Here is an 18,330-nt window from a genome sequence, read left to right as displayed (position 1 = left end):
CCGTCGGATATCAGGGCTGTCCGAGTGGGTCGCCAGAGCGCTGTATGGACTGTGATCAGTCCTGGTGCGGTGCTGCTGCTGGGTGGGTTACCTTCGCGTGGTGGCAGACGAGGCGCGGGCTTATCGCTATGTCGGTCCAGCCGAGGTGCGGGCGGCGATGCGGCACGCCCCTGCCGGCCAAGTGATCAGGACGATGGAGGACCTCATTGCCTGGTTGGGGGTCGTCGGCCAGGATGAATTGGCGACCCCGTTCACGTTCGTCGTTGGTGTGCAGGGGAACCTTCGGCTGGCGCCGCGGCGTAGCGAACATGTGGCGTGCGCAGGCGGCGGGGTGGTGCTGAGCGCGGGTGAGATCGCCTTCGCGCAAGGGTCTGATGGTTGGGAGGTTGCTGAGGTCAGCAACCAATCGACGGGTTACTGTCCGGAGGCAGGTTCCTGGACTGCGGTCGAGGAGGTGCTTGATCGGCTTGGGGTGGCTCATCCTGGCCGGTTCACCGACGAGTTCGTCTTCCGCCGCTGCCCTGAGTGCGGAGAGCGCAACGTGGTCAAGGATGGCTCCTTCGTGTGCGCCGTCTGCGATGGGGACCTCCCGGCCACCTGGAACTTCGATGTGCCGGCAGAGGGTTACTGATCGCCATCCAGGTCGTGTTCGGCATCAAGAGCCCCGCAGGCGGCGGTGAGTTCTCCCGTGGCGATCAGATCGGCAACGGCATCGACCATCGCCGGGATCCCCGGCCGACGCATGATGATCAGGTCTGTGGTCCAAAAGTAGGCGCCGCTGCTGCATTCACCGGTGTCGCGGTAGCGGTCCATGACCTGCTGGATCGCATCGAGGGTCATGAAGGTCGCGTAGTGCCGCGAGCCGTTTGAAAGAGTGATCGTGGCGTCGGCCTCGGGGGTGTCTTCCGGAGCGTGTCCTTCCCAGCGGGGAATGGTCAAAGTGAACCCGTCGGCTCTGACTTGGTAGAGCGGCCCGTCGATTTCGATCATAAGCACTTCCTTCGCAGGGATGGTGTGACGCGGTCATGAAGGGGTCGTGCGGCGGCTGACGTCGGCGGCGTAGGTCATCCAGTCGCCGGAGGAGGCTCGTCGCCAGGCGACGGCGACGTCGATGTGGATGCCGAGCATGCGGGCGAGCAGGGCAGCGGGCAGTTCGGTGGCGAGTTGGAACAGGGCGGTGGAGCGGGCTTGGCCAGGCTGGATGCCGAGGCCTTTGAGACGTTTCCCGAGGTGGGTGGCGCTGATCGGGCGGCCGGGCTGTCCTCCGGGAAACAGCCGGGGCGTGTCACGGAACGTGAAGACAGCACGGGGCCTCGGCATGAAGGGTATTCATAAGATCGGTGCGGCACTCGCCGTCACGACATTCTTCCCTCTGGGGTCGCTGGTCATGCCCGCTCACGCCGCGCCGGTCTGTCCGGCCTCGGTCCGGGCCCAGGGACGCTGGATCAACCTGGGCCACCGGCGTCGAGCTCGACACCGGTGAGCCTCCGCCGTCACTGACAGCGCATGCCGTAGAGCACTGACCACTTCACAGAGCCTGAACAAATCCTCAACAAGGCTCGGCCTAGCTTCACTCCTGTAACCCGCTCGACACGAGCGGATTCACGAGCGGAGGAGACGGCATGAAGGCCAGAGACCCGCGAGTGGCAGAAGTGGCAATTCAGCCGCAAGATCACGCGAGAGTCAGCGGGAAACCTCGATCACGCCCTGGTGGCGCTCCGCGCCGGCGAGTCGAGCCCGTTCAACCCGCGCGACTGCTGGAGAACACCCGGCTCCGCCGCATGATCCAGGCGACGTCACTACGGGCCGTCGCCGATCCGATCAGCAAGGGAGGACATCTCAATGCGCATCAACCTCGCGATCCGGGCAGGGCTGCTGAGCGTCGCCTCGGCGGCGGCGCTGTCTTTGGCCTCGGCCCCTGCCCAGGCGGCCCCCGCCACCGCGCCGCAGACCGCGGTTCGGACCGCCACCGCGCCTGCCACCCCCAAGGGGGCGCCGCGGCCGAGGCGGTCTTCGGCCAGGCGGCCGACAAGCGCGCCAGGTGGCGGCCGACAAGCGCGCCAGGTGGGTCACGCTCAAGCACGAGTCGGGCCGGCACGGCTACTGGGGCCCCTCGTGGAACCGCAAGTACGGGCACCGGGTGATGCAGGTCAAGGCCCGCTGCTGGGGCAAGGGCCAGACCATGATCGTCAAGTTCATGTACCGGAACCAGTACCTGGACTGGAAGGTCATGAAGAGGGCCAAGTGGCCCTGCGACGGAACTCCCCGTTACCTGCGCGTCTCCAATGCGGGGCACAAGAAGTACGGCGCGATCTTCATCCCCTCGTACACGCAGACCATCGAGTACTGGGCGCAGTCCTACGGCTGACCGTCAGCACCGCCGTTCCCGTGGGGTCATGATCCCCACCTGCGACGGTCACTACGGGCCGTCGCCGATCCGATCAGCAAGGGAGAACATCTCAATGCGTATCAACATCGCGACCCGGGCCGTGCTGCTGGGCGTCGCCTCGGCGGCGGCCCTGTCCTTGGCCTCGGCCCCCGTCCGAGCGGTCGCCATCACGCAGCAGGCTCCGGCCGCCGCCGCGCCGAGCGCGGTCCAGAGGGCCACGGCGGCCGAGGCGGTCTTCGGTCAGACGACCGCCGCACGCGCCAAGTGGGTCACCCTCAAGCACCAGGCGAAGCGGGTCAGCAACTGGAGCGTGACCTGGGATCGCAAGTACGGACACCGGGTGATGCAGGTCAAGGCGCGCTGCTGGGGCAAGGGCCGGACCATGAACACCGCATTCGAGTACCGGAACCGCTGGGGAGCCTGGAGGATCATGAAGAGCGCCAAGTGGCCCTGCGACGGCACTCCCCGCTACCTGCGCGTCACCAACGCCGGGCACAAGAAGTACGGCGCGTCCTTCACCGTCTCGGGTCGGCAGACCGTCGAGTACTGGGCGCAATCCTACGGCTGAGGTGGCCACTGATCCGCCCCGCGTCCGGCGCCGGCGTCCGGGTGCGCGGCGCGTGCGCGCTCCCGCCAGTGTTTCTGGCACGGCAGGACGAACCGGGATCCCGGAACAGCTCGCGGAGCCGGTCCTCGTGCTACGGGTGGCCGCCGTCGCGCCCGTCGAACGTGACCGATCACGATGGCGCGGCTGGTCAGACCTGTCGTCTGTATTGTCCAGCGGGACGGCGCCGCTCGGTGAATCAGCAGGCCGAACCCCGCCAAGGCCGCTCGGGTCGGCTCTCTGGACGGCCAGATGCCAGTACTCAGCCCGCCGGGGGTGCACACTCACGCCATGCCCGTGAGTGTCCACCGTCAGCATTCCGGGCCGGCCGTGGCGACCTACGTATGTTCATCCTGGCGCGTGCTGGATCAGGCCGGACGGCAGCCTGACCATAAGGGGTCCTTGTGCCGCCGTCGCCCGGCCGCGGCCGGTGTCCTCGGGAATCAAGGGCGCGCCGGTTGGACGGCCCCGTGCGCGCGCCAAATTCCGCGCTCCTGTCTCCCGCCGCGACATTCCTCACCTGATCTCCGAGATCAAACGACTCCGTCAGCTGTCGGCCGAAGAGGGCGGCCAAGAGTGCGAGGCATAAGAAGGCTCACTACGATCCACGGGAATTGACAAAGACTCCGGCAAGGTGACGCCACGGGTTGCCAGTACGAAACTGCCGCTTTGAACAGCTGCCGCGGCTTCGGGATCGGGTCCCGCTCACCCAGCGGTAAGTGAGTCTTGAGCAAGGAACATTTCGCGCCGGTGAGGTCTCCACATAGGCGCGAGCACGCCGGGCGGTAACCGGCCTGCCCGTTCGCTGAGGAACGGCCGCTGAGGGACGGCCGCTGGGGAATGTCGTGGGGGTGGCGTGACTCCGGGACGGTCATCGCCACCCATCTTCAGCTCGGATTCGCCATTCGCTTCGCGAACGCGGCGATTACTTCAGGAACTGGAAGATGAACGGCGCGACCAGCCCGATCAGGGCCAGGGCCTCGGTGAGGACGAAACCGAGCAGGATGTTCTGGCGGATCAGCGGATACGCCTCGGGCTGGCGGGCGATGGCCTGCACGCCCTGGCCGAAGATGATGCCGACGCCCACGCCGGGGCCGATCGCGGCCAGGCCGTAACCGATGGCGGTGATGTTGCCGGAGACTTGAGCGAGTACGTGCATTGCGCCGCCTTTCTGGCGTCCGGTGAAGCAGTGATTCGCTGGTCTGCTTGCATTTCAACCCGTGGACGCGAGAAAGAAAATATGGCGTTTCTCCAATTAATCCGCAAAATGCTCGTTGATCGACGTACTGGACAAATCGATCTACATGTAGAACGCGTGAGCGGTTCCTTCCGTGCGCCCGTCGCGGGCGCACGGAAGGGCCGGGGTCAGCGGGTCTCCCTGCCTTCGACGGTCGCCTTGAGGGTGCTCGTGGCGGTCCTGGCCTTGGCGGCCGGCCGGGCGGCGTCGGGGCCGGGCAGGTCGCGGCTGTAGGCGTAGACGACGGCCGCCGTGGCGACCGCGCCGGTGTTCAGCGCGAGTGCCTTGTCGTTGATGTTGGCGATGGTGTCGCAGGCCTGGTGGTAGCAGGGGTCGTAGGGCTGTCCGGCGGTGCCGCCGAAGATCGCGGCCTCCTCGGGCGTCTTGATGCCCTCGGCGCCGGTGAACACGCCGCCGGAGGGGATGCCGGCCTCGATGAACGGGCCGTAGTCGGAGCGGCCGTCGAAGTCGGTGCCGTTGTGTCCCTGGTGCAGCAGGTCGAAGTACTTCTCGTAGAGCTTCTCGATCTCGTCGGAACCGGGCGGGCCCGCGGGGGCGCCGACGCCGTCGGAGTCGTCGCCGTCGTAGATCTTGAAGGCGTAGTTGGTGGACCCGAGCATGTCGTAGTCGAGGAAGAGCTTGACCTTGGACAGCTCGGCCGCGGGCAGCGTCTCCACGTAGTGGATCGAGCCGAGCAGGCCCAGCTCCTCGGCGCTCCACCAGGCGAAGCGCAGCCGGTTGCGGGTCGGGATCTTGCCCAGGGCCTCGGCGACGGCGAGCGTGGCGGCGGTGCCGGAGCCGTCGTCGTTGATGCCGGGCCCGGCCGGGACGGAGTCGAGGTGGGCGCCGGACATGACCACCTTGTTCGGGTCGCCCCACTTGGAGTCGGCGATGACGTTGTAGGTGGTGCGCATCTCGCTGACGGTGTCGGTCTTGATGTGGATCACGCCGCCGGTCGTGGCCAGTTCCTGGCCGACGTCGAAGCTGGTGCCCAGCACGGGGATGGTGACGGGCGTGCCGAGGTTCCCGCGCAGGGTCGCGGTACGGCCCGGCTGGCCCTCGTTGAAGACGATCACCGCCACGGCCCCGGCGGCCTTGGCGTTGTTCGCCTTGACCACGAAGTCGCAGGTGCCGCGCTGCAGCAGCGCGATGTTGCCCGGCGTGAACCCGGCGAAGTCGGCGGCCTCGCACCCGGAGTTGGACGTGCTCGGCGTCGGGCCGGGCGGCAGGACGAGATCGACGTTCTGCAGCGACGCGGTGACCTCGCCGGACCCGGAGTAGGTCATGGTGGCGAACTCGCCGACGGAGGAGCCGTCCGGCGGGGTCGGGGTGAAGACGCGCGGGCTGGGGGAGACGCGCTCCATCAGCGCCGTGGACTTCTCCTCGAAGTAGGCGATGTCGAACGGCTGGAGGGTGACGTTGTAGCCGGCCTTCTTGAGCTTGGCGGCGACGTAGTCACGCGAGGCCAGGTGGCCGCTGGTGCCGGCGGCGCGGTTGCCGTTGTTGGCGTCGGCGATGTTCTGCAGTGCCTGCAGGTGCTTCTTCACCGCGGGGGCGGTGACCGAGTCGATCAGTTTCTTCTCGGCCGGGGCAGGCGCGGGGTCCGCCTGCGCCGCGGTCGGAAGGAGAGCCAGAGGCAGGGACAGTGCCGCGGCCGTCGCAAGGACGCGGAAGGTGCCTCTGCGCAGGGTGATGCGCATACGAGCTCCTCGAACTGAGATGAAACAGGTGTCTTTCCCGATTCAGCGGCCCAGGAGAATACATAAGCCGACAAATCCACCCGTGGGAAGAATTTGAGTCGTCCAATGTTGGACAAGTGCATTGGGGGGACCACGCGGGCGGCTCGGCGCGCCGCCCGCTACCAGCCCAGTTCGTCGCAGCCCTGGTGGTCGACCGGCTCCACCTGCAACGTGGCGTGCGCGATGTGGTGGCGCTGCCGCAGCACGTCGCGGGCCCGGTCCAGGACGGCGTGGTTGTCGCCCGGCTCGACGGTGACCAGGTGCGCGGTGGCCACGTTCATGCCGGAGGTGAGCGTCCACAGGTGCAGGTCGTGCACGTTGTGCACGCCGTCGATGGCCGCCAGGTCGGCCGCCACGGCGGCGGCGTCGATGCCCTCGGGCACGTGCTGCCCCAGGACGGCGAAGACCTGCCGCCCCAGCGACACGGCGCGGACGGCCACGAACACGCCGATGGCCAGCGCGACGACGGTGTCCCAGAACGCCTGCCCGGTGGTGGCCACCAGCCAGCCGGCCACGATGACGCCGACCGAGCCGGCGGTGTCGGCCACCACCTCCAGATAGGCGCCCTTGACGTTGAGGCTCTCGCTCGCGCCCGAGCGCAGCAGGAGCAGGGCCACGAGATTCACCACGAGGCCGATGGCGCCGACGACGAGCATCGGACCGGAGGAGACCTCGGCGCTCCCGCCGATGCGGCCGACGGCCTCGATCACGACGTACAGGGCCACGCCGAGCATCAGCACGACGGCCAGCAGGGAGGCGAACACCTCGGCCCGGTAGGAGCCGTAACTGCGCCGGCCGGTGGTGTCGGGACGGCCGGCGATCCTGGTGGCGACCAGCGCCGCGCCGAGGGTGACGACGTCGGCGGCCATGTGACCGGCGTCCGACAGCAGCGCCAGCGACCCGGAGAAGAGGCCGTAGCCCAGCTCGACCAGGAAGAACGCGCCGATCAGGGCGAAGGAGACCGCCAGCCGCCAGCGATGGCGGGCCCCGGCGTGCCCCTGGGCCTGCCCGTGCCCGTGTCCGTGTCCGGCGCCCATCACGACGTCCCTTCGCGTTCGGGGTGGATGGCCTCGGTGTGCTCGGTGTGGGCCAGCGCCAGGTCCAGCAGCATCCGGACGTGCGGATCCTCCAGCCGGTAATAAGCCATCCGGCCCGAGCGGCGGGCGGCCACGATGCGGTGGGCGCGCAGCAGGCGCAGCGCGTGGGAGACCGCCGACTCGCTCTGCCCGGTCACCGCGGCCAGGTCGCACACGCACAGCTCGCCGTCCAGCAGGGCGACCAGCAGCTTCAGCCGGTTGGGGTCGGACAGCAGGCCGAAGACGTCGGCGGTGTCGGCCAGGTCCTCGGCGGCGGGCATGCGCTCGTGCACGGCCGCGACGCGGTCGGCGTCGACCACCTTGACCGCGCAGCCGTCCACGGCCAACACGTGCTCATCTGAAGAACTGTTCACATGTTCTAACTTAGCGGGACATGTCGGTGATCTGTCAACCCGCCTCAGGCCCGCAGCCGCGGGGTCAGCCGCTGCAGCGCCGCTGCCAGCCGGTCCACCTGCGCCGCCGAGGTGAACAGCGCCGGGGTGACCCGGACGGCGTCGCCCCCGGCCATGCCCGTGCGGGCGACCGTGTAGAGGCCGTAGGTGTTCAGCAGGGTGGCGGCGACGGCCTCGTTGTCGGCCGTGGAGGTGCGGCCGGCGATGCGGAAGGCGGTGATCGCGCCGTACATGCCGGGCTCGTCCGGGGTGAGGATCTGCAGGCCCGGCAGGTCGCGCACCTGGCTCACCCAGCGGTCGCGCAGGTGCCGCAGCCGGGCCTGCTTGACGGCCGCGCCGAGCCGCAGGTGGAAGTCGAGCGCGTCGGGGACCGTGAGGGGCGCCGCGACGTCCATGGTGCCCGAGTGGACCCGCGAGCGGATGTCGCCGGCCGGGAAGCTCTCGTCGCCGAAGACGGGCTCGATGTCGGCCAGCCGGTCCCGGCGGATGTAGAGGAACCCGGTGCCAAGGGGCGCGCCGATCCACTTGTGCAGCGAGAACGCGGCGAAGTCGGCCCCGAGGGCGGGCAGGGTGAAGTCGAGCTGCCCCCAGGAGTGGGCGGCGTCCACGACGACGTCCACGCCGCGCTCGCGGGCCATCGCGACGATCTCCCGGACCGGCAGCACCAGGCCGGTGCGGTTGTTCATGTGCGACAGCAGGAGCAGCCGGGCCCTGGGGGTGGTCCGCAGCGCGCGCTCGTAGGCGTCCAGCGACGCCTGCCGGGTGGCGGGCTCGGGCAGGACGAACCGGGCGACCGTGGCCTCGCGCCGCCCGGCCAGCCAGTTCATGGTGTGCTGGGCGGAGGGGTAGTCCAGGTCGGCGTAGAGCACGGCGTCGCCGGGCCGCAGCCGCCGGTAGCCGGAGATGAGGTTCTGCAGCGCCTCGGTGCCGCCCCGGGTGAGCGCGATCTCCTCGCGGCTGACGCCCAGCAGCGCGGCGATCCGGTCGCGCACCTCGTCGGCCCTGGCCTTGTACGCCGTGCGCAGCAGGTGGGAGTTGCGGGCGTTGAGGACGTCGACGTTGCGGTGGTAGGCGCGCCGGACCGGCTCGGGCATGATCCCGTAGTAGCCGTTCTCCAGGTTGACGAAGTCGTCGCTGACCCGGAACTGCCCGGCCACACCCGCCCAGAAGCGTTCGTCCCGGGCCGTGCCCGAGGCGTCGGCGGCGGCCGGCGGGAGCCCTTGCGGGAGTGCGGCCAGCGCGCCGACCCCGGCGATGACCGCACGTCTGGACAGGGCCATGAGACACCCCCAAGGTCGGGCGGCGCGGAATCGGGGCCGCGCCGGCGAATGCCAGTGTCGCGGAGATGCCGCCGCGCGACGGGAACGGCTCGCCGTCGTTCCCGTCATCCGGCGGGAAATCGACGACGAACGAAATCGAGGGTGCTCGCAGTGATTCGCGGCGGCGATTCCCGTGCGCCGGGAATTTCTTTACCTCGGCCTTGGCCTTTTCCCGGCGCGCCGCGCCGCGTGGCGGGCATGATCTGCGGTGATGCTCACGACCAGGTCAGCCCGCGCATCCCGCCCGCCCGCCTCGGGGGCCGGCCGGTGGTGGCCGCACGCGATGCTGGCCCTCGCCCTGCTGATCAGCGTCGTGTTCGCGCACGGCGGCGCGTGCGCGGCCGTCGAACTGTCCGAGCGGGCGCAGGGCGGCCCCGCCCCGTCTGTCCAGGGCGCCCACCCCGACGTGCACCGGCACGTCAGATGGTTGTCCGGGCGGATGCCGGTGCGCGACGCCGGGTGCCTGCACGGCGAGCTGCCGCCGGGCCACCTGCACGGCACCGAGCAGGAGTGCGCGGCCACCGCCGCCTCCGCGCCGGCCGTGACCGCCGTCCCCGTGCTCGCCGCCGGGCCCGCGGCCGTCGTGGCCGGGCCCGTACGACCGGCGCCGCGGGCCGCCTCGCGGCAGGCCGCGTCAGGTCAGGAAAATTCCCGCGTGATGCGCATATAGGACGCGCGTCTTTTCGTCGCCGTCCTTTTCCACCGCGCCCGCGGCGTCTTCAGTGCCGCGCTTGCGCCGTTCATCTCGGGGATTACCACCAATGTCATACGATACTTTGCCGCGCCCTGACATTCTGCCCGCCATCGGAAACTCGGGTATTTGCGTCACCGTCGGAAACACACCGCTGGCGTTCGTCGCCGCGCCGTTCGTCGCGGACGGCGGCGGATTCTGGGCCAAGCTGGAAGGCTTCAACCCGGGCGGCATCAAGGACCGGCCCGCCCTGCACATGGTCCGGCAGGCCCGCGCCCGGGGCGAGCTGGCCCCCGGCGCGACGATCGTCGAATCCACCAGCGGCACCCTCGGCCTCGGGCTGGCCCTGGCCGGGATCACCTTCGGCCATCCGGTCGTCCTGGTCGCCGACCCCGGCATGGAACCGCTCATGCAGCGGCTGCTGGTCTCCTACGGCGTACGGCTGGAGATCGTGCCGGAGCCGCATCCCACCGGCGGCTGGCAGCGGGCCCGCCGCGACCGGGTCGAGGAGCTGCTGGCCGAGGTGCCCGGCTCCTACTGCCCCGACCAGTACGGCAACCCCGACAACGTGGCCGCCTACGCCGGGCTGGCCCGCGAGCTGCTGTCCCAGCTCCCGCACATCGACACGCTGGTCTGCTCGGTCGGCACCGGCGGGCACAGCGCGGGCATCACCGGCGAGCTGCGCCGCCACCTGCCCCGGCTGCGGCTGGTCGGCGTCGACACCGTCGGCTCGACCATCTTCGGGCAGCCCGACCGCCACCGCCTGATGCGCGGCCTGGGCTCCAGCATCCACCCCGCCAACGTCGCCTACGACGCCTTCGACGAGGTCCACTGGGTGAGCGCCGCCGAGGCGGTGTGGGCCTGCCGCACCCTGGCGGCCCAGCACTACGTCTCCGGCGGCTGGAGCACCGGAGCCGTCAGCCTGGTGGCCCGCTGGCTGGCCGGGCGGGCCGGGCCGGGCGGCTGCGTCGTCGCCGTCTTCCCCGACGGGCCCTGGCGCTACTGGAACACCGTCTTCGACGACGGCTACTGCCGCGCCCACGGCCTGCTCGGCGTCACCCCGACCGACGAGCCCGACGAGCTGCACGACCCCGCCGAGCGCGAGGTACGCCGCTGGACCCGGTGCGCCGCCGTCCGCGACCCGCTGGCGGGCAGGCGATGAAGGCCACGCTGGCGCAGTTCCGCTCCTTCGACCGGCCGATCCGGCTGCTGCAGATCAACCAGGCGGGCATCAACATCGGCTTCTACATGCTGATGCCCTACCTCGCCCAGCACCTGTCGGCCGGCGCGGGGCTCGCGGCCTGGACGATCGGGCTCATCCTCGGCCTGCGCAACGCCAGCCAGCAGGGCATGTTCCTGATCGGTGGCACGCTGGCCGACCGGTTCGGGCACAAACCGATGATCATGGCGGGGTGCGCCCTGCGTACCGTGGGGTTCGCGCTGTTCGGGCTCACCACGTCGCTGCCGCTGCTGGTGGCGGCCGCGGTGATCACGGGGCTGGCGGGGGCGCTGTTCAACCCGGCCGCCCGCGCGTACCTGGCCGCCGCGGCCGGGCCGCGCAAGGTGGCCGCCTTCGCCGTGTTCAACGTGTTCTACCAGGGCGGCATCCTGCTCGGGCCGCTGCTCGGGGTGCTGCTGCTGGCGGGCGGGTTCACCGTGGTGTGCCTGGGGGCGGCGGGGATCTTCGCCGTCCTGACCGTGCTGCAGGGGTTCTACCTGCCCTCGCGGCCCCGGGAGCCGGGGCGGGCGCGGCAGCCGGTGCTGCGGGCGTGGCGGCGGGCGTTCGGCGACCGGGCGTTCGTCTCGTTCGCGACGTCGATGATCGCTTCGTACGCGCTGTCGTACCAGATGTACCTCGCCCTGCCGCTGGAGGTGCAGCGGGCCGGCGGCGGCCAGTGGGCGGTGACCGCCCTGTACGCGGTGTCGGCGCTGCTCGGCATCGCCGGGCAGGTACGCCTGACCGCCTGGTGCGGCGAACGGTGGAGCCGCGGCCAGGCGATCACCCGCGGGCTGACCCTCATGGGGGCGGCCTTCCTGCCCATGGTCGCTGTCGCGCAGCTCCACCTGCCGCGGGCGGCGACGCTGACGGCCGCGCTGGTGTGCGCGCTGCTGCTCGGCGCCGGGACGCTGGTGGCCTTCCCGTTCGAGATGGCCACCATCGCCGACATGGCGGGTGAGGAGCTGGTCGGCACCTACTACGGCCTGTACAACCTGGCCTCCGGCGCGGGGATCCTCGCCGGGAACCTGCTGTCGGGCGCGCTGCTGGACGTCGCCGCCGACGCGGGCTGGGCGGGCCTGCCCTGGTTGTCACTGACCTTGGCGGGGCTGGCCTCGGCCCTGGCGGTGGCCCGCCTGGAGCACCGCCGGGCCCTCCGGCCGCGCCTGCCCGCGGCCATGGCGACCTAGAGCGCCGGCGACCCGGTCAGGGCCTGGGGCCGGCGTCCCCGGTGGCGCGCCTGCGGCGGCCGGCCACGACGGTCGCGGCTCCGCCCGCCACCAGCGCCGCCGCGGCCACCCACAACCAGCCGGGCACGCCGCCCGAGCCCGCTTCTGCCTCGGCCTGGGCGACCGGTGACGAGGAGGCCGCCGGGGCGGCTCCGGCCGGGGTCGAGGACGTGGACGCGGACGCGGTCTCGGCGGGGGTCTCGGCCGGGGTGGCTTCGGACTCGCTCGCGGTCGGCGTGGCCGGGGCGGTGACGGTGAAGCGCAGCTCGCCGGCGATCGGGTGGCCGTCGGAGGAGACCACCCGCCAGGCCAGCCGGTACCGGCCGGGCTCCAGCGGCGCGGCCGGCTCGGCCTTCACCGTGACGCCCTGGGCGCGCGGCTTGCCCAGCGGCAGGTTCTCGCCCGCCGGGCCGTCGAGCACGAGGGTCGGCATGGTCATGCGGGAGGTGAACTCCAGCTCGATGCTCTCCACCTGCGCGAGCTTGGCGCCGTCGGCGGGTGAGCTGCTCTTCAGCCGGTCATGGGCCAGCGCGGCGGGCGCGGCGGCCAGCAGCAGCAGGACGGCGCCGCCGACGGCGACACCGGCCCGAACGGCCGCCCGGAACGGGCGGCGCGCGGAACGAAGGGAATGGGTCACTGCGAACTCCGAGGTTCCTGGATCCGGCTCGACCGCCGGATGGACATGCGGTCCGGCGCGCGGAGGGACGCGAGGGGCGTACCGCGGCGGCGCCGGCTGGGTCGTCTGCCTGACGGGAGGCACGCCGGACCCGCCGCATGACGGGGAACGTCAGCGGCCGGACGGCCGGGCGTGCGCAGCCGGGCGGGGCGGCCCGCGTCGGGAGAGCACCGGAGCCAGCAGCAGCGCCCGGTGACCCGCCACGGGAGGCCACAGCGGGCACGCGCGGGCGGGCCCGGCGGGCGGCGGAGCCAGGACGGACGACCAGGCGCACAGGACGGCCCACAGCCGGGCCAGCCGGACCGTGCTCAACCGCAGCAACGCCGCCAGGGCCGCGTCCCCGCGGGCCAGCCACCAGCTCGACGAGACGGCCACCGCCAGGTGGATCACCACCATCCCCGAGGAGCCGTGCCCATGGGCGACCGGCCCGGCGGGCGGCCCGGCGAAGGACGGCGAGGAGGCGTCGAGCAGGTGGCTCAGCCCGTACCGGGCGGACTCGGAGGCGTCGAAGAGCTCGTGCAGGCCGTACTGGGCGGCCACGCACATGGCCAGCAGGGGCGCCCATCCGCGGGGACGGGAACCGGCGGCGTAGGCGGCCGCGAAGGTCGCCGCGACGGCCAGGGCCAGCGGGCCGGGCGCGATCGCCGTGCCGCCGACCAGCGTGTGCAGGGCCGCCGAGGCCAGGACGCACACGGCCGTGAACACCGCGGCGCGAAGCGCGCGGACCACGGGACGGGCGACCTGCATCCGGCCATCGTGCCAGAGCCCGGCCGGGTCGTCATCCGCGTCCTTGCGCACCGGACGGGCGCGACGGAGGGGCGCGACGGAGGGGCGCGACGGGCGGGCACGGCGGGGAGGCGGCCCGGCGGGGAGGGGTCAATGGTGTCGCGGGGTCTCGAGCTCGCCTCCCAGGCGGCCGCGTAACCGTTCCAGCTGGTCGGCGGTGGCGACGACGACCCAGCGGTCGCCGACCAGGTACGCGCCGCCGTACGCCTGGGCGATGTCGAGCCACTCTCGTTTGCCGTCGTCCGTGCTGAACGTCACGATCGTCAGGCGGCCCTGGGGGGTGTCGCAGGCCGCCTGCCGCAGCTCGGCGGCGTCGGTCTGCAGCTTGCCGGCGGGGCAGCCGAGCAGGGCGGTGAGCTGTTTCATGTCGCCGGCGGGCACCTTCGGCGCGACGGCGACGGCGGGGGCGGGGGGAGCGGCGCCGTGGTGGTGCGCCGGCTGCCCCTGGGGGACGGGGACGGTCGCGCACCCCGCCAGCAGGGCGATGCCCAGGGCGGCGATGGCCCGCCGCGACGCGCGGGCGGGTGCTTCGAGGGGTTCGGGCATGAGGTCGGTGTTCCGCCGGGGTGTCGATGGGGCCGGTCCCCCGTGGAAGGACGTGCTTCCAGGGGCCGGCAGGTCAGGAGGTGGGCGGGGCGGGGGACGGGAGCGGGGGTTCGGGGAGTTGGTTGTGGTTCACCAGGCCGGTCGATTCGAGATACGTCATGTGGCGCATGACGAAGTTGATGCCTTCCTGGGCGAACTTGCGGATCTCGGCGTTCCTGGTCCCGGCCCGGACGAGCGCCAGGGTGCCGAAGACCTTGCCGTGCGCGGCGCGCAGCAGGTTCGCGTAGTCCTGGTCGAAGGCCGGGCCGCTCTCGGCCGCGAGCTGGGCCAGCCAGCGCTGCTGGTCGGGGTTGGGCTCGTCGGGAAGGGCGACGCCGAGCTTGGCCGCCGTGTCGCGGGTGATCTGGTCCAGTTTCTGGTGCTCGCCCATGATCTGCTTGCCGACCTGCTTGACGCGCTGTGACTGGGCGCGGGTGGCGGCGTACTCGCCCGCGGGCATCTCCCACAGGCCGGCCTGCCGCACCTTGATCAGCAGGTCGATGTCGGCGGCCGAGAGGGGGCCCGAGGGCGTGCGGGTCCGTTGCGCGTCCGCGGGGTCGATCGACGGGGGCAGGATCAGCAGGATCGTCGCCGCCGCCGCCGCGACGAAGCCGCCGAGCATGAACATCTCACCGCGCAAGAGCCTGTGCATGCTCGAAGGTACGCGGGCCCGCCGGATCCGGTTCAACGAAGCCGGGACCGGTTTCCTTGATACCCCCCATGGGTATAGAGTGCGACGTATGAGACGTCTTGCACCGCTCGTTCCTGAGAAGGCCCCTGAGAAGTCCCGTCAGATCCTGGACGACATCGTCGCCAGGCACGGCGGGGTGGGTGACATGGTGTCCACGATGGCCCACTCGCCCGCCCTGCTCCAGGGATACCTGGACTTCTCCCGGGCGATGAAGCGGGTGAAGATCCCGCGCGCGCTCAGCGAGAAGATCTCCCTGGCCGTGCAGGAGTGGATCGGCTGCGGCACGTGCCTGGCCGCGCACACCGAGGGGGCGCTGGCCGCCGGACTGAGCGAGGCCGACGTCGCGCTGGCCCGCCAGGGCACCTCGGCCGACGCGCGTGAGGCCGCCCTGATCGCGGTGGCGGTGCGGGTGCTGGTCGAGCCGTCCTCCATCACCGACGAGGAGGTGGCGGAGCTGCGTTCCCTCGGCTGGAGCGACCGGGTGATCGCCGAGGTCGTCGGGCTGGTCTCGCTCAACCTGCTGACCGGCGCGTTCAACCTGCTCGTGGGGAACCAGCCGGAAGCGGAGTAGGTCAGGGGCGCGCTCGTGATGTACTGGCTCATGGCGATCGGCGTGCGACCGGACCCGGTTCCCGCACGCCCCGGCGACGGATGGAGGACGACATGACCGTGTACGAACCGGCGGAATCCCCGCAGCGGCACCACCGGGCCCACGCCGACGCGATCGACGCCTTCATCGCCGCCGCCAACGCCGACGACCCCGACCACCGTTCCGCGCTGCTCAGCCGTGCCCTCGCCGCCGACGTGGTGTTCTGGGGGCCGCTCGGCCGCGGGTCCGGCCGGGGCGCGGTGGCCGACTTCGTCACCGAGGTGGTGCAGGGCTACCGGGCCGGCGGCTGCCGCATGGTCCGTACGACGTCCGTCGACGCGCCGCACGAGTGGGCCCGGTTCGGCTGGCGCTTCGAGGGGCCCGACGGCGCCACCGTCCTGTCGGGCACCGACATGGTCCACCTGACCGCCGCCGGCGACATCGACGAGATCGTGGTCTTCGCCGGCCCGCTGCACTGACACCCGCTCCCGCGGCCCAGGACCTTAGCCCTTCGCCCGCGGGACGTTCGCCGCTGCCGCCACCGCCCCCGCGCGAGGGACCGTGGAGGCGGAAAGCGAGGTGGCGATCATGTCGATCGAGGTCAAGGACGTCATGGGACGCGTGGCGATCGCGGTGCTGGAGCACGCGTCGTTCGCCGACATCGTGGCGGCGATGAAGCGGTACGCGGTGGGCGCGGTCACCGTGATCGACGCCGACCGGCGGCCGGTGGGCGTGGTGTCGGAGGACGACCTGCTGCTCAAGGAGACCGGCCCGGCCCGGCACGCCGTCTCCGTCCTCGACTCGCGGGCGCGGCGGCAGGAGCAGCGCAAGGCCGCCGCCGTCACCGCCGCGGAGCTGATGACGTCGCCGGCGGTCACGGTCACGCCGGGCATGCCGGTGCGCGAGGCGGCCAGGATCATGCACACCCGGCGGATCAGGCAGCTCCCGGTGATCGACCCGGTCACCGGCCGCGTCGTCGGCACCCTGCACCAGCGCGACGTGCTGCGCGTCTTCACCCGCCCGGCCGCCGAGCTGGAGGCGGACGTCAGGGCCGTGCTCCCGCCGGACGGCACGTTCGCGGTCGCGGTCGACGCCGGGGTGGTCACGATCACCGGCAGGGTGGCGGGCGGGGTACGGGCCGCCGCGCTGGCGGAGGCGGTGCGGGCGGTGGAGGGCGTCGTCGACGTCGTGACCGAGCTCGACCGCGACCGGGACGACCTGTTCACCGTCCCGCCGCTGCTGTGACGGGCGGCCGCGACCCGGCGGGCTGGTTCCGGCGGCGAGGCGACCTGCTGGGACACTGAACGGTATGTCGGAAAGTGAGCAGCGCAGCCTGATGCCCCAGATGCGGCTCGACGAGCTGCTGGCCGAGCTGCAGACGAGGCTCAACGCCGTCCTCGCCACCCGCGACCGGGTGCACGCGCTGCTGGAGGCCGTCGTCTCGGTGGGCAGCGACCTCGACCTGGAGACCGTGCTGCGGCGGATCGTGGAGACCGCGACCAAGCTGGTGGACGCGAGTTATGGCGCGCTGGGCGTGGTCGGCGAGGAGCAGACGCTCGTCCAGTTCATCCCGGTCGGGTTGAGCGAGGAGGAGATCGCCCGGATCGAGCACTGGCCGCACGGGCTGGGCCTGCTCGGCCTGCTGATCAAGGACGCCCGTCCGCTGCGGCTGGGCCGCATCTCCGACCACCCCGAGTCCTACGGCTTCCCGCCCGGCCATCCGCCGATGGGCACCTTCCTCGGCGTCCCGGTGCGCGTGCGCGACGAGGTGTTCGGCAACCTCTACCTGACCGAGAAACGCGGCGGCGGCGACTTCGACGAGGAGGACGAGGCCATCGTCGTCGCGCTGGCCACCGCCGCCGGCGTCGCCGTGGAGAACGCCCGCCTGTACGAGGAGTCCCGCCGCCGCGAGACCTGGCTGCAGGCGTCCTCGGAGATCACCACCAGCCTGCTGTCCGGCGCCGGCTCCCGCGAGGTGCTCACCACCATGGCGGCGCGGGCCCGCCAGATGTGCGACGCCGACCTGGTCCAGGTGCTGCTGCCCGACCCGTGGGGCGGCACGCTGACCGTCGACGTGGCCGAGGGCGACGGGGCCGACGAGCTGCTGGGGATGGCGTTCGACGTCTCGGCCACCCTGGAGGGGGAGGCGTTCACGCACGCCGAGCCCAGGTCCGAGCGGGACCTGCCGGGCGCGCCCTACCCCGACTCGCCGCTGCGGCGGCTGGGCTACGGGCCGGGCCTGATGGTCCCGCTGGGCGCCGCGCCCCGCGTGCGGGGCGTGCTCATGCTGGCCAAGCGCGGCGGGCGGCTGCCGTTCAGCGGGGCCGACCAGCAGATGCTGGAGTCGTTCGCGGGGCAGGCGGCGATCGCGCTGGAGCTGGCCGAGGCCCGCCGCGACGCCGAACGGCTCGGCCTGCTGGAGGACCGCGACCGCATCGCCAAGGACCTGCACGACGTCGTCATCCAGCGGCTGTTCGCCACGGCCATGACGCTCATGAGCACCGTCCGGCTGGTCGAGCGCCCGGAGGCGGGCAAACGACTGCAACACGCCATCGACGAGCTGGACGAGACCATCCGCCAGATCCGCTCGTCCATCTTCGCCCTCCAGGCCCCGCGCGAGGACGCCGCGCCGAGCCTGCGCACGAAGATCGTCGACCTGGTGGAGGGGGCGGGCGCGCACCTGGGGTTCATGCCCGGCCTGCGTATGGAGGGCCAGATCGACACCCTGGTGCCCGACCCGGTGGCCGGGCACCTGCTCGCCGTCCTGCGCGAGGCGCTGTCCAACGTGGTCCGCCACTCCCACGCCACCCGCGCCGAGGTCTCCATCGAGGTCGCCGGCGGCCGGCTCACCCTCGTCGTCGGCGACAACGGCGTCGGCCCGGGCGACGGCGGGCGGCGCAGCGGCCTGCGCAACATCGAGGAACGGGCCGCCGACCTCGGCGGGGCCGCCGAGCTGGAGACGCCGGAGGGGGGCGGCACCCGGCTGCGCTGGCACGTCCCGCTGTGACGGCCGTTCCAGCGCGCGCAGCCCCTCGCGCGTCCTAAGTCCCGGGAGGTCGGGACCTTCGTCCATACCCCACGTCATGCCCG

21 protein-coding genes are annotated in these 18,330 nt (G+C 71.9%); 10 read left to right on the top strand and 11 right to left on the bottom strand.

Features of this window, described 5'->3' with window-relative positions:
- Window positions 1–100: 100 nt before the first annotated feature.
- Window positions 101–631: a TFIIB-type zinc ribbon-containing protein gene (locus tag ACNF49_RS35180; RefSeq protein ID WP_482940255.1), complete on the top strand. Its 531-nt coding sequence runs from the start codon at window positions 101–103 to the stop codon at window positions 629–631.
- On the opposite strand, the gene ACNF49_RS35175 is transcribed toward ACNF49_RS35180, so the two are convergent.
- Window positions 625–990, bottom strand: coding sequence for a hypothetical protein (locus ACNF49_RS35175; protein WP_482940254.1), 366 nt, complete (start codon window positions 988–990; stop codon window positions 625–627). The genes ACNF49_RS35180 and ACNF49_RS35175 overlap by 7 nt on opposite strands.
- Window positions 991–1,023: 33 nt before the next feature.
- Window positions 1,024–1,320 (bottom strand): hypothetical protein, encoded by a 297-nt coding sequence (locus ACNF49_RS35170; RefSeq protein ID WP_482940253.1) that lies wholly within the window; start codon window positions 1,318–1,320, stop codon window positions 1,024–1,026.
- 721 nt (window positions 1,321–2,041) lie between these two features.
- On the opposite strand from ACNF49_RS35170, the gene ACNF49_RS35165 reads away from it, so the two are divergent.
- Both ACNF49_RS35165 and ACNF49_RS35160 read left to right on the top strand, forming a co-directional pair.
- Window positions 2,042–2,368 (top strand): hypothetical protein, encoded by a 327-nt coding sequence (locus ACNF49_RS35165; protein ID WP_482940252.1) that lies wholly within the window; start codon window positions 2,042–2,044, stop codon window positions 2,366–2,368.
- A gap of 94 nt (window positions 2,369–2,462) precedes the next feature.
- Entirely contained in the window at window positions 2,463–2,957 is a 495-nt protein-coding gene (locus ACNF49_RS35160) for a hypothetical protein (RefSeq protein ID WP_482940251.1), read from the top strand.
- A 961-nt stretch (window positions 2,958–3,918) separates the two neighbouring features.
- Here the strand turns inward: ACNF49_RS35160 and atpE are convergent.
- From atpE to ACNF49_RS35135, 5 genes are all read right to left on the bottom strand, one after another.
- Entirely contained in the window at window positions 3,919–4,152 is a 234-nt protein-coding gene (gene atpE, locus ACNF49_RS35155; protein WP_352329951.1) for an ATP synthase F0 subunit C, read from the bottom strand.
- Between the two features lie 206 nt (window positions 4,153–4,358).
- The gene (locus ACNF49_RS35150) at window positions 4,359–5,930 is read right to left on the bottom strand and encodes a M28 family metallopeptidase (RefSeq protein ID WP_357969454.1); all 1,572 of its coding nucleotides are present in this window, start codon (window positions 5,928–5,930) and stop codon (window positions 4,359–4,361) included.
- A 158-nt stretch (window positions 5,931–6,088) separates the two neighbouring features.
- Window positions 6,089–7,006 carry a cation diffusion facilitator family transporter gene (locus tag ACNF49_RS35145; RefSeq protein WP_482940250.1) on the bottom strand — a complete coding sequence of 306 codons (918 nt, stop codon included), beginning with the start codon at window positions 7,004–7,006 and terminating at the stop codon, window positions 6,089–6,091.
- Window positions 7,006–7,419, bottom strand: a complete 414-nt coding sequence (locus ACNF49_RS35140; RefSeq protein ID WP_357969460.1) for an ArsR/SmtB family transcription factor — start codon at window positions 7,417–7,419, stop codon at window positions 7,006–7,008. The genes ACNF49_RS35145 and ACNF49_RS35140 overlap by 1 nt, the downstream gene beginning before the upstream one ends.
- 44 nt (window positions 7,420–7,463) lie before the next feature.
- Entirely contained in the window at window positions 7,464–8,738 is a 1,275-nt protein-coding gene (locus ACNF49_RS35135; protein ID WP_482940248.1) for an aminotransferase class V-fold PLP-dependent enzyme, read from the bottom strand.
- A 250-nt stretch (window positions 8,739–8,988) separates the two neighbouring features.
- On the opposite strand from ACNF49_RS35135, the gene ACNF49_RS35130 reads away from it, so the two are divergent.
- From ACNF49_RS35130 to ACNF49_RS35120, 3 genes are all read left to right on the top strand, one after another.
- Entirely contained in the window at window positions 8,989–9,447 is a 459-nt protein-coding gene (locus ACNF49_RS35130; RefSeq protein ID WP_357969464.1) for a hypothetical protein, read from the top strand.
- Window positions 9,448–9,538: 91 nt separating this feature from the next.
- Window positions 9,539–10,630, top strand: a complete 1,092-nt coding sequence (locus ACNF49_RS35125; protein ID WP_498703277.1) for a PLP-dependent cysteine synthase family protein — start codon at window positions 9,539–9,541, stop codon at window positions 10,628–10,630.
- The gene (locus ACNF49_RS35120) at window positions 10,627–11,874 is read left to right on the top strand and encodes an MFS transporter (protein ID WP_482940247.1); all 1,248 of its coding nucleotides are present in this window, start codon (window positions 10,627–10,629) and stop codon (window positions 11,872–11,874) included. Before ACNF49_RS35125 ends, ACNF49_RS35120 begins: the two co-directional genes overlap by 4 nt.
- 16 nt (window positions 11,875–11,890) lie before the next feature.
- Here the strand turns inward: ACNF49_RS35120 and ACNF49_RS35115 are convergent, their stop codons facing one another.
- The 4 genes from ACNF49_RS35115 to ACNF49_RS35100 form a co-directional block, all read right to left on the bottom strand.
- Window positions 11,891–12,550 (bottom strand): copper resistance CopC family protein, encoded by a 660-nt coding sequence (locus ACNF49_RS35115; protein ID WP_357969472.1) that lies wholly within the window; start codon window positions 12,548–12,550, stop codon window positions 11,891–11,893.
- Window positions 12,551–12,700: 150 nt separating this feature from the next.
- Window positions 12,701–13,336, bottom strand: coding sequence for an MFS transporter (locus ACNF49_RS35110; protein ID WP_482940246.1), 636 nt, complete (start codon window positions 13,334–13,336; stop codon window positions 12,701–12,703).
- 129 nt (window positions 13,337–13,465) lie between these two features.
- Window positions 13,466–13,921: a hypothetical protein gene (locus ACNF49_RS35105; RefSeq protein ID WP_482940245.1), complete on the bottom strand. Its 456-nt coding sequence runs from the start codon at window positions 13,919–13,921 to the stop codon at window positions 13,466–13,468.
- A gap of 73 nt (window positions 13,922–13,994) precedes the next feature.
- Entirely contained in the window at window positions 13,995–14,612 is a 618-nt protein-coding gene (locus ACNF49_RS35100; protein ID WP_357969481.1) for a DUF4142 domain-containing protein, read from the bottom strand.
- Between the two features lie 88 nt (window positions 14,613–14,700).
- On the opposite strand from ACNF49_RS35100, the gene ACNF49_RS35095 reads away from it, so the two are divergent.
- The 4 genes from ACNF49_RS35095 to ACNF49_RS35080 all read left to right on the top strand — a co-directional run bounded on the left by ACNF49_RS35095 (window position 14,701) and on the right by ACNF49_RS35080 (window position 18,247).
- Complete coding sequence (locus ACNF49_RS35095) at window positions 14,701–15,222, top strand: carboxymuconolactone decarboxylase family protein (protein ID WP_357969484.1); 522 nt, start codon at window positions 14,701–14,703, stop codon at window positions 15,220–15,222.
- A gap of 92 nt (window positions 15,223–15,314) precedes the next feature.
- Window positions 15,315–15,719: a nuclear transport factor 2 family protein gene (locus ACNF49_RS35090; RefSeq protein WP_482940244.1), complete on the top strand. Its 405-nt coding sequence runs from the start codon at window positions 15,315–15,317 to the stop codon at window positions 15,717–15,719.
- A 109-nt stretch (window positions 15,720–15,828) separates the two neighbouring features.
- Window positions 15,829–16,485 (top strand): CBS domain-containing protein, encoded by a 657-nt coding sequence (locus ACNF49_RS35085; RefSeq protein WP_482940243.1) that lies wholly within the window; start codon window positions 15,829–15,831, stop codon window positions 16,483–16,485.
- Window positions 16,486–16,549: 64 nt separating this feature from the next.
- A complete protein-coding gene (locus tag ACNF49_RS35080) occupies window positions 16,550–18,247 on the top strand; it encodes a sensor histidine kinase (protein ID WP_482940242.1) in 1,698 nt (565 codons plus the stop codon).
- The last annotated feature ends 83 nt before the right edge of the window (window positions 18,248–18,330 follow it).

The sequence above is a fragment of the Actinomadura sp. ATCC 39365 genome, from assembly GCF_054392275.1.
This window is presented reverse-complemented; position numbering and strand designations above follow the sequence as displayed.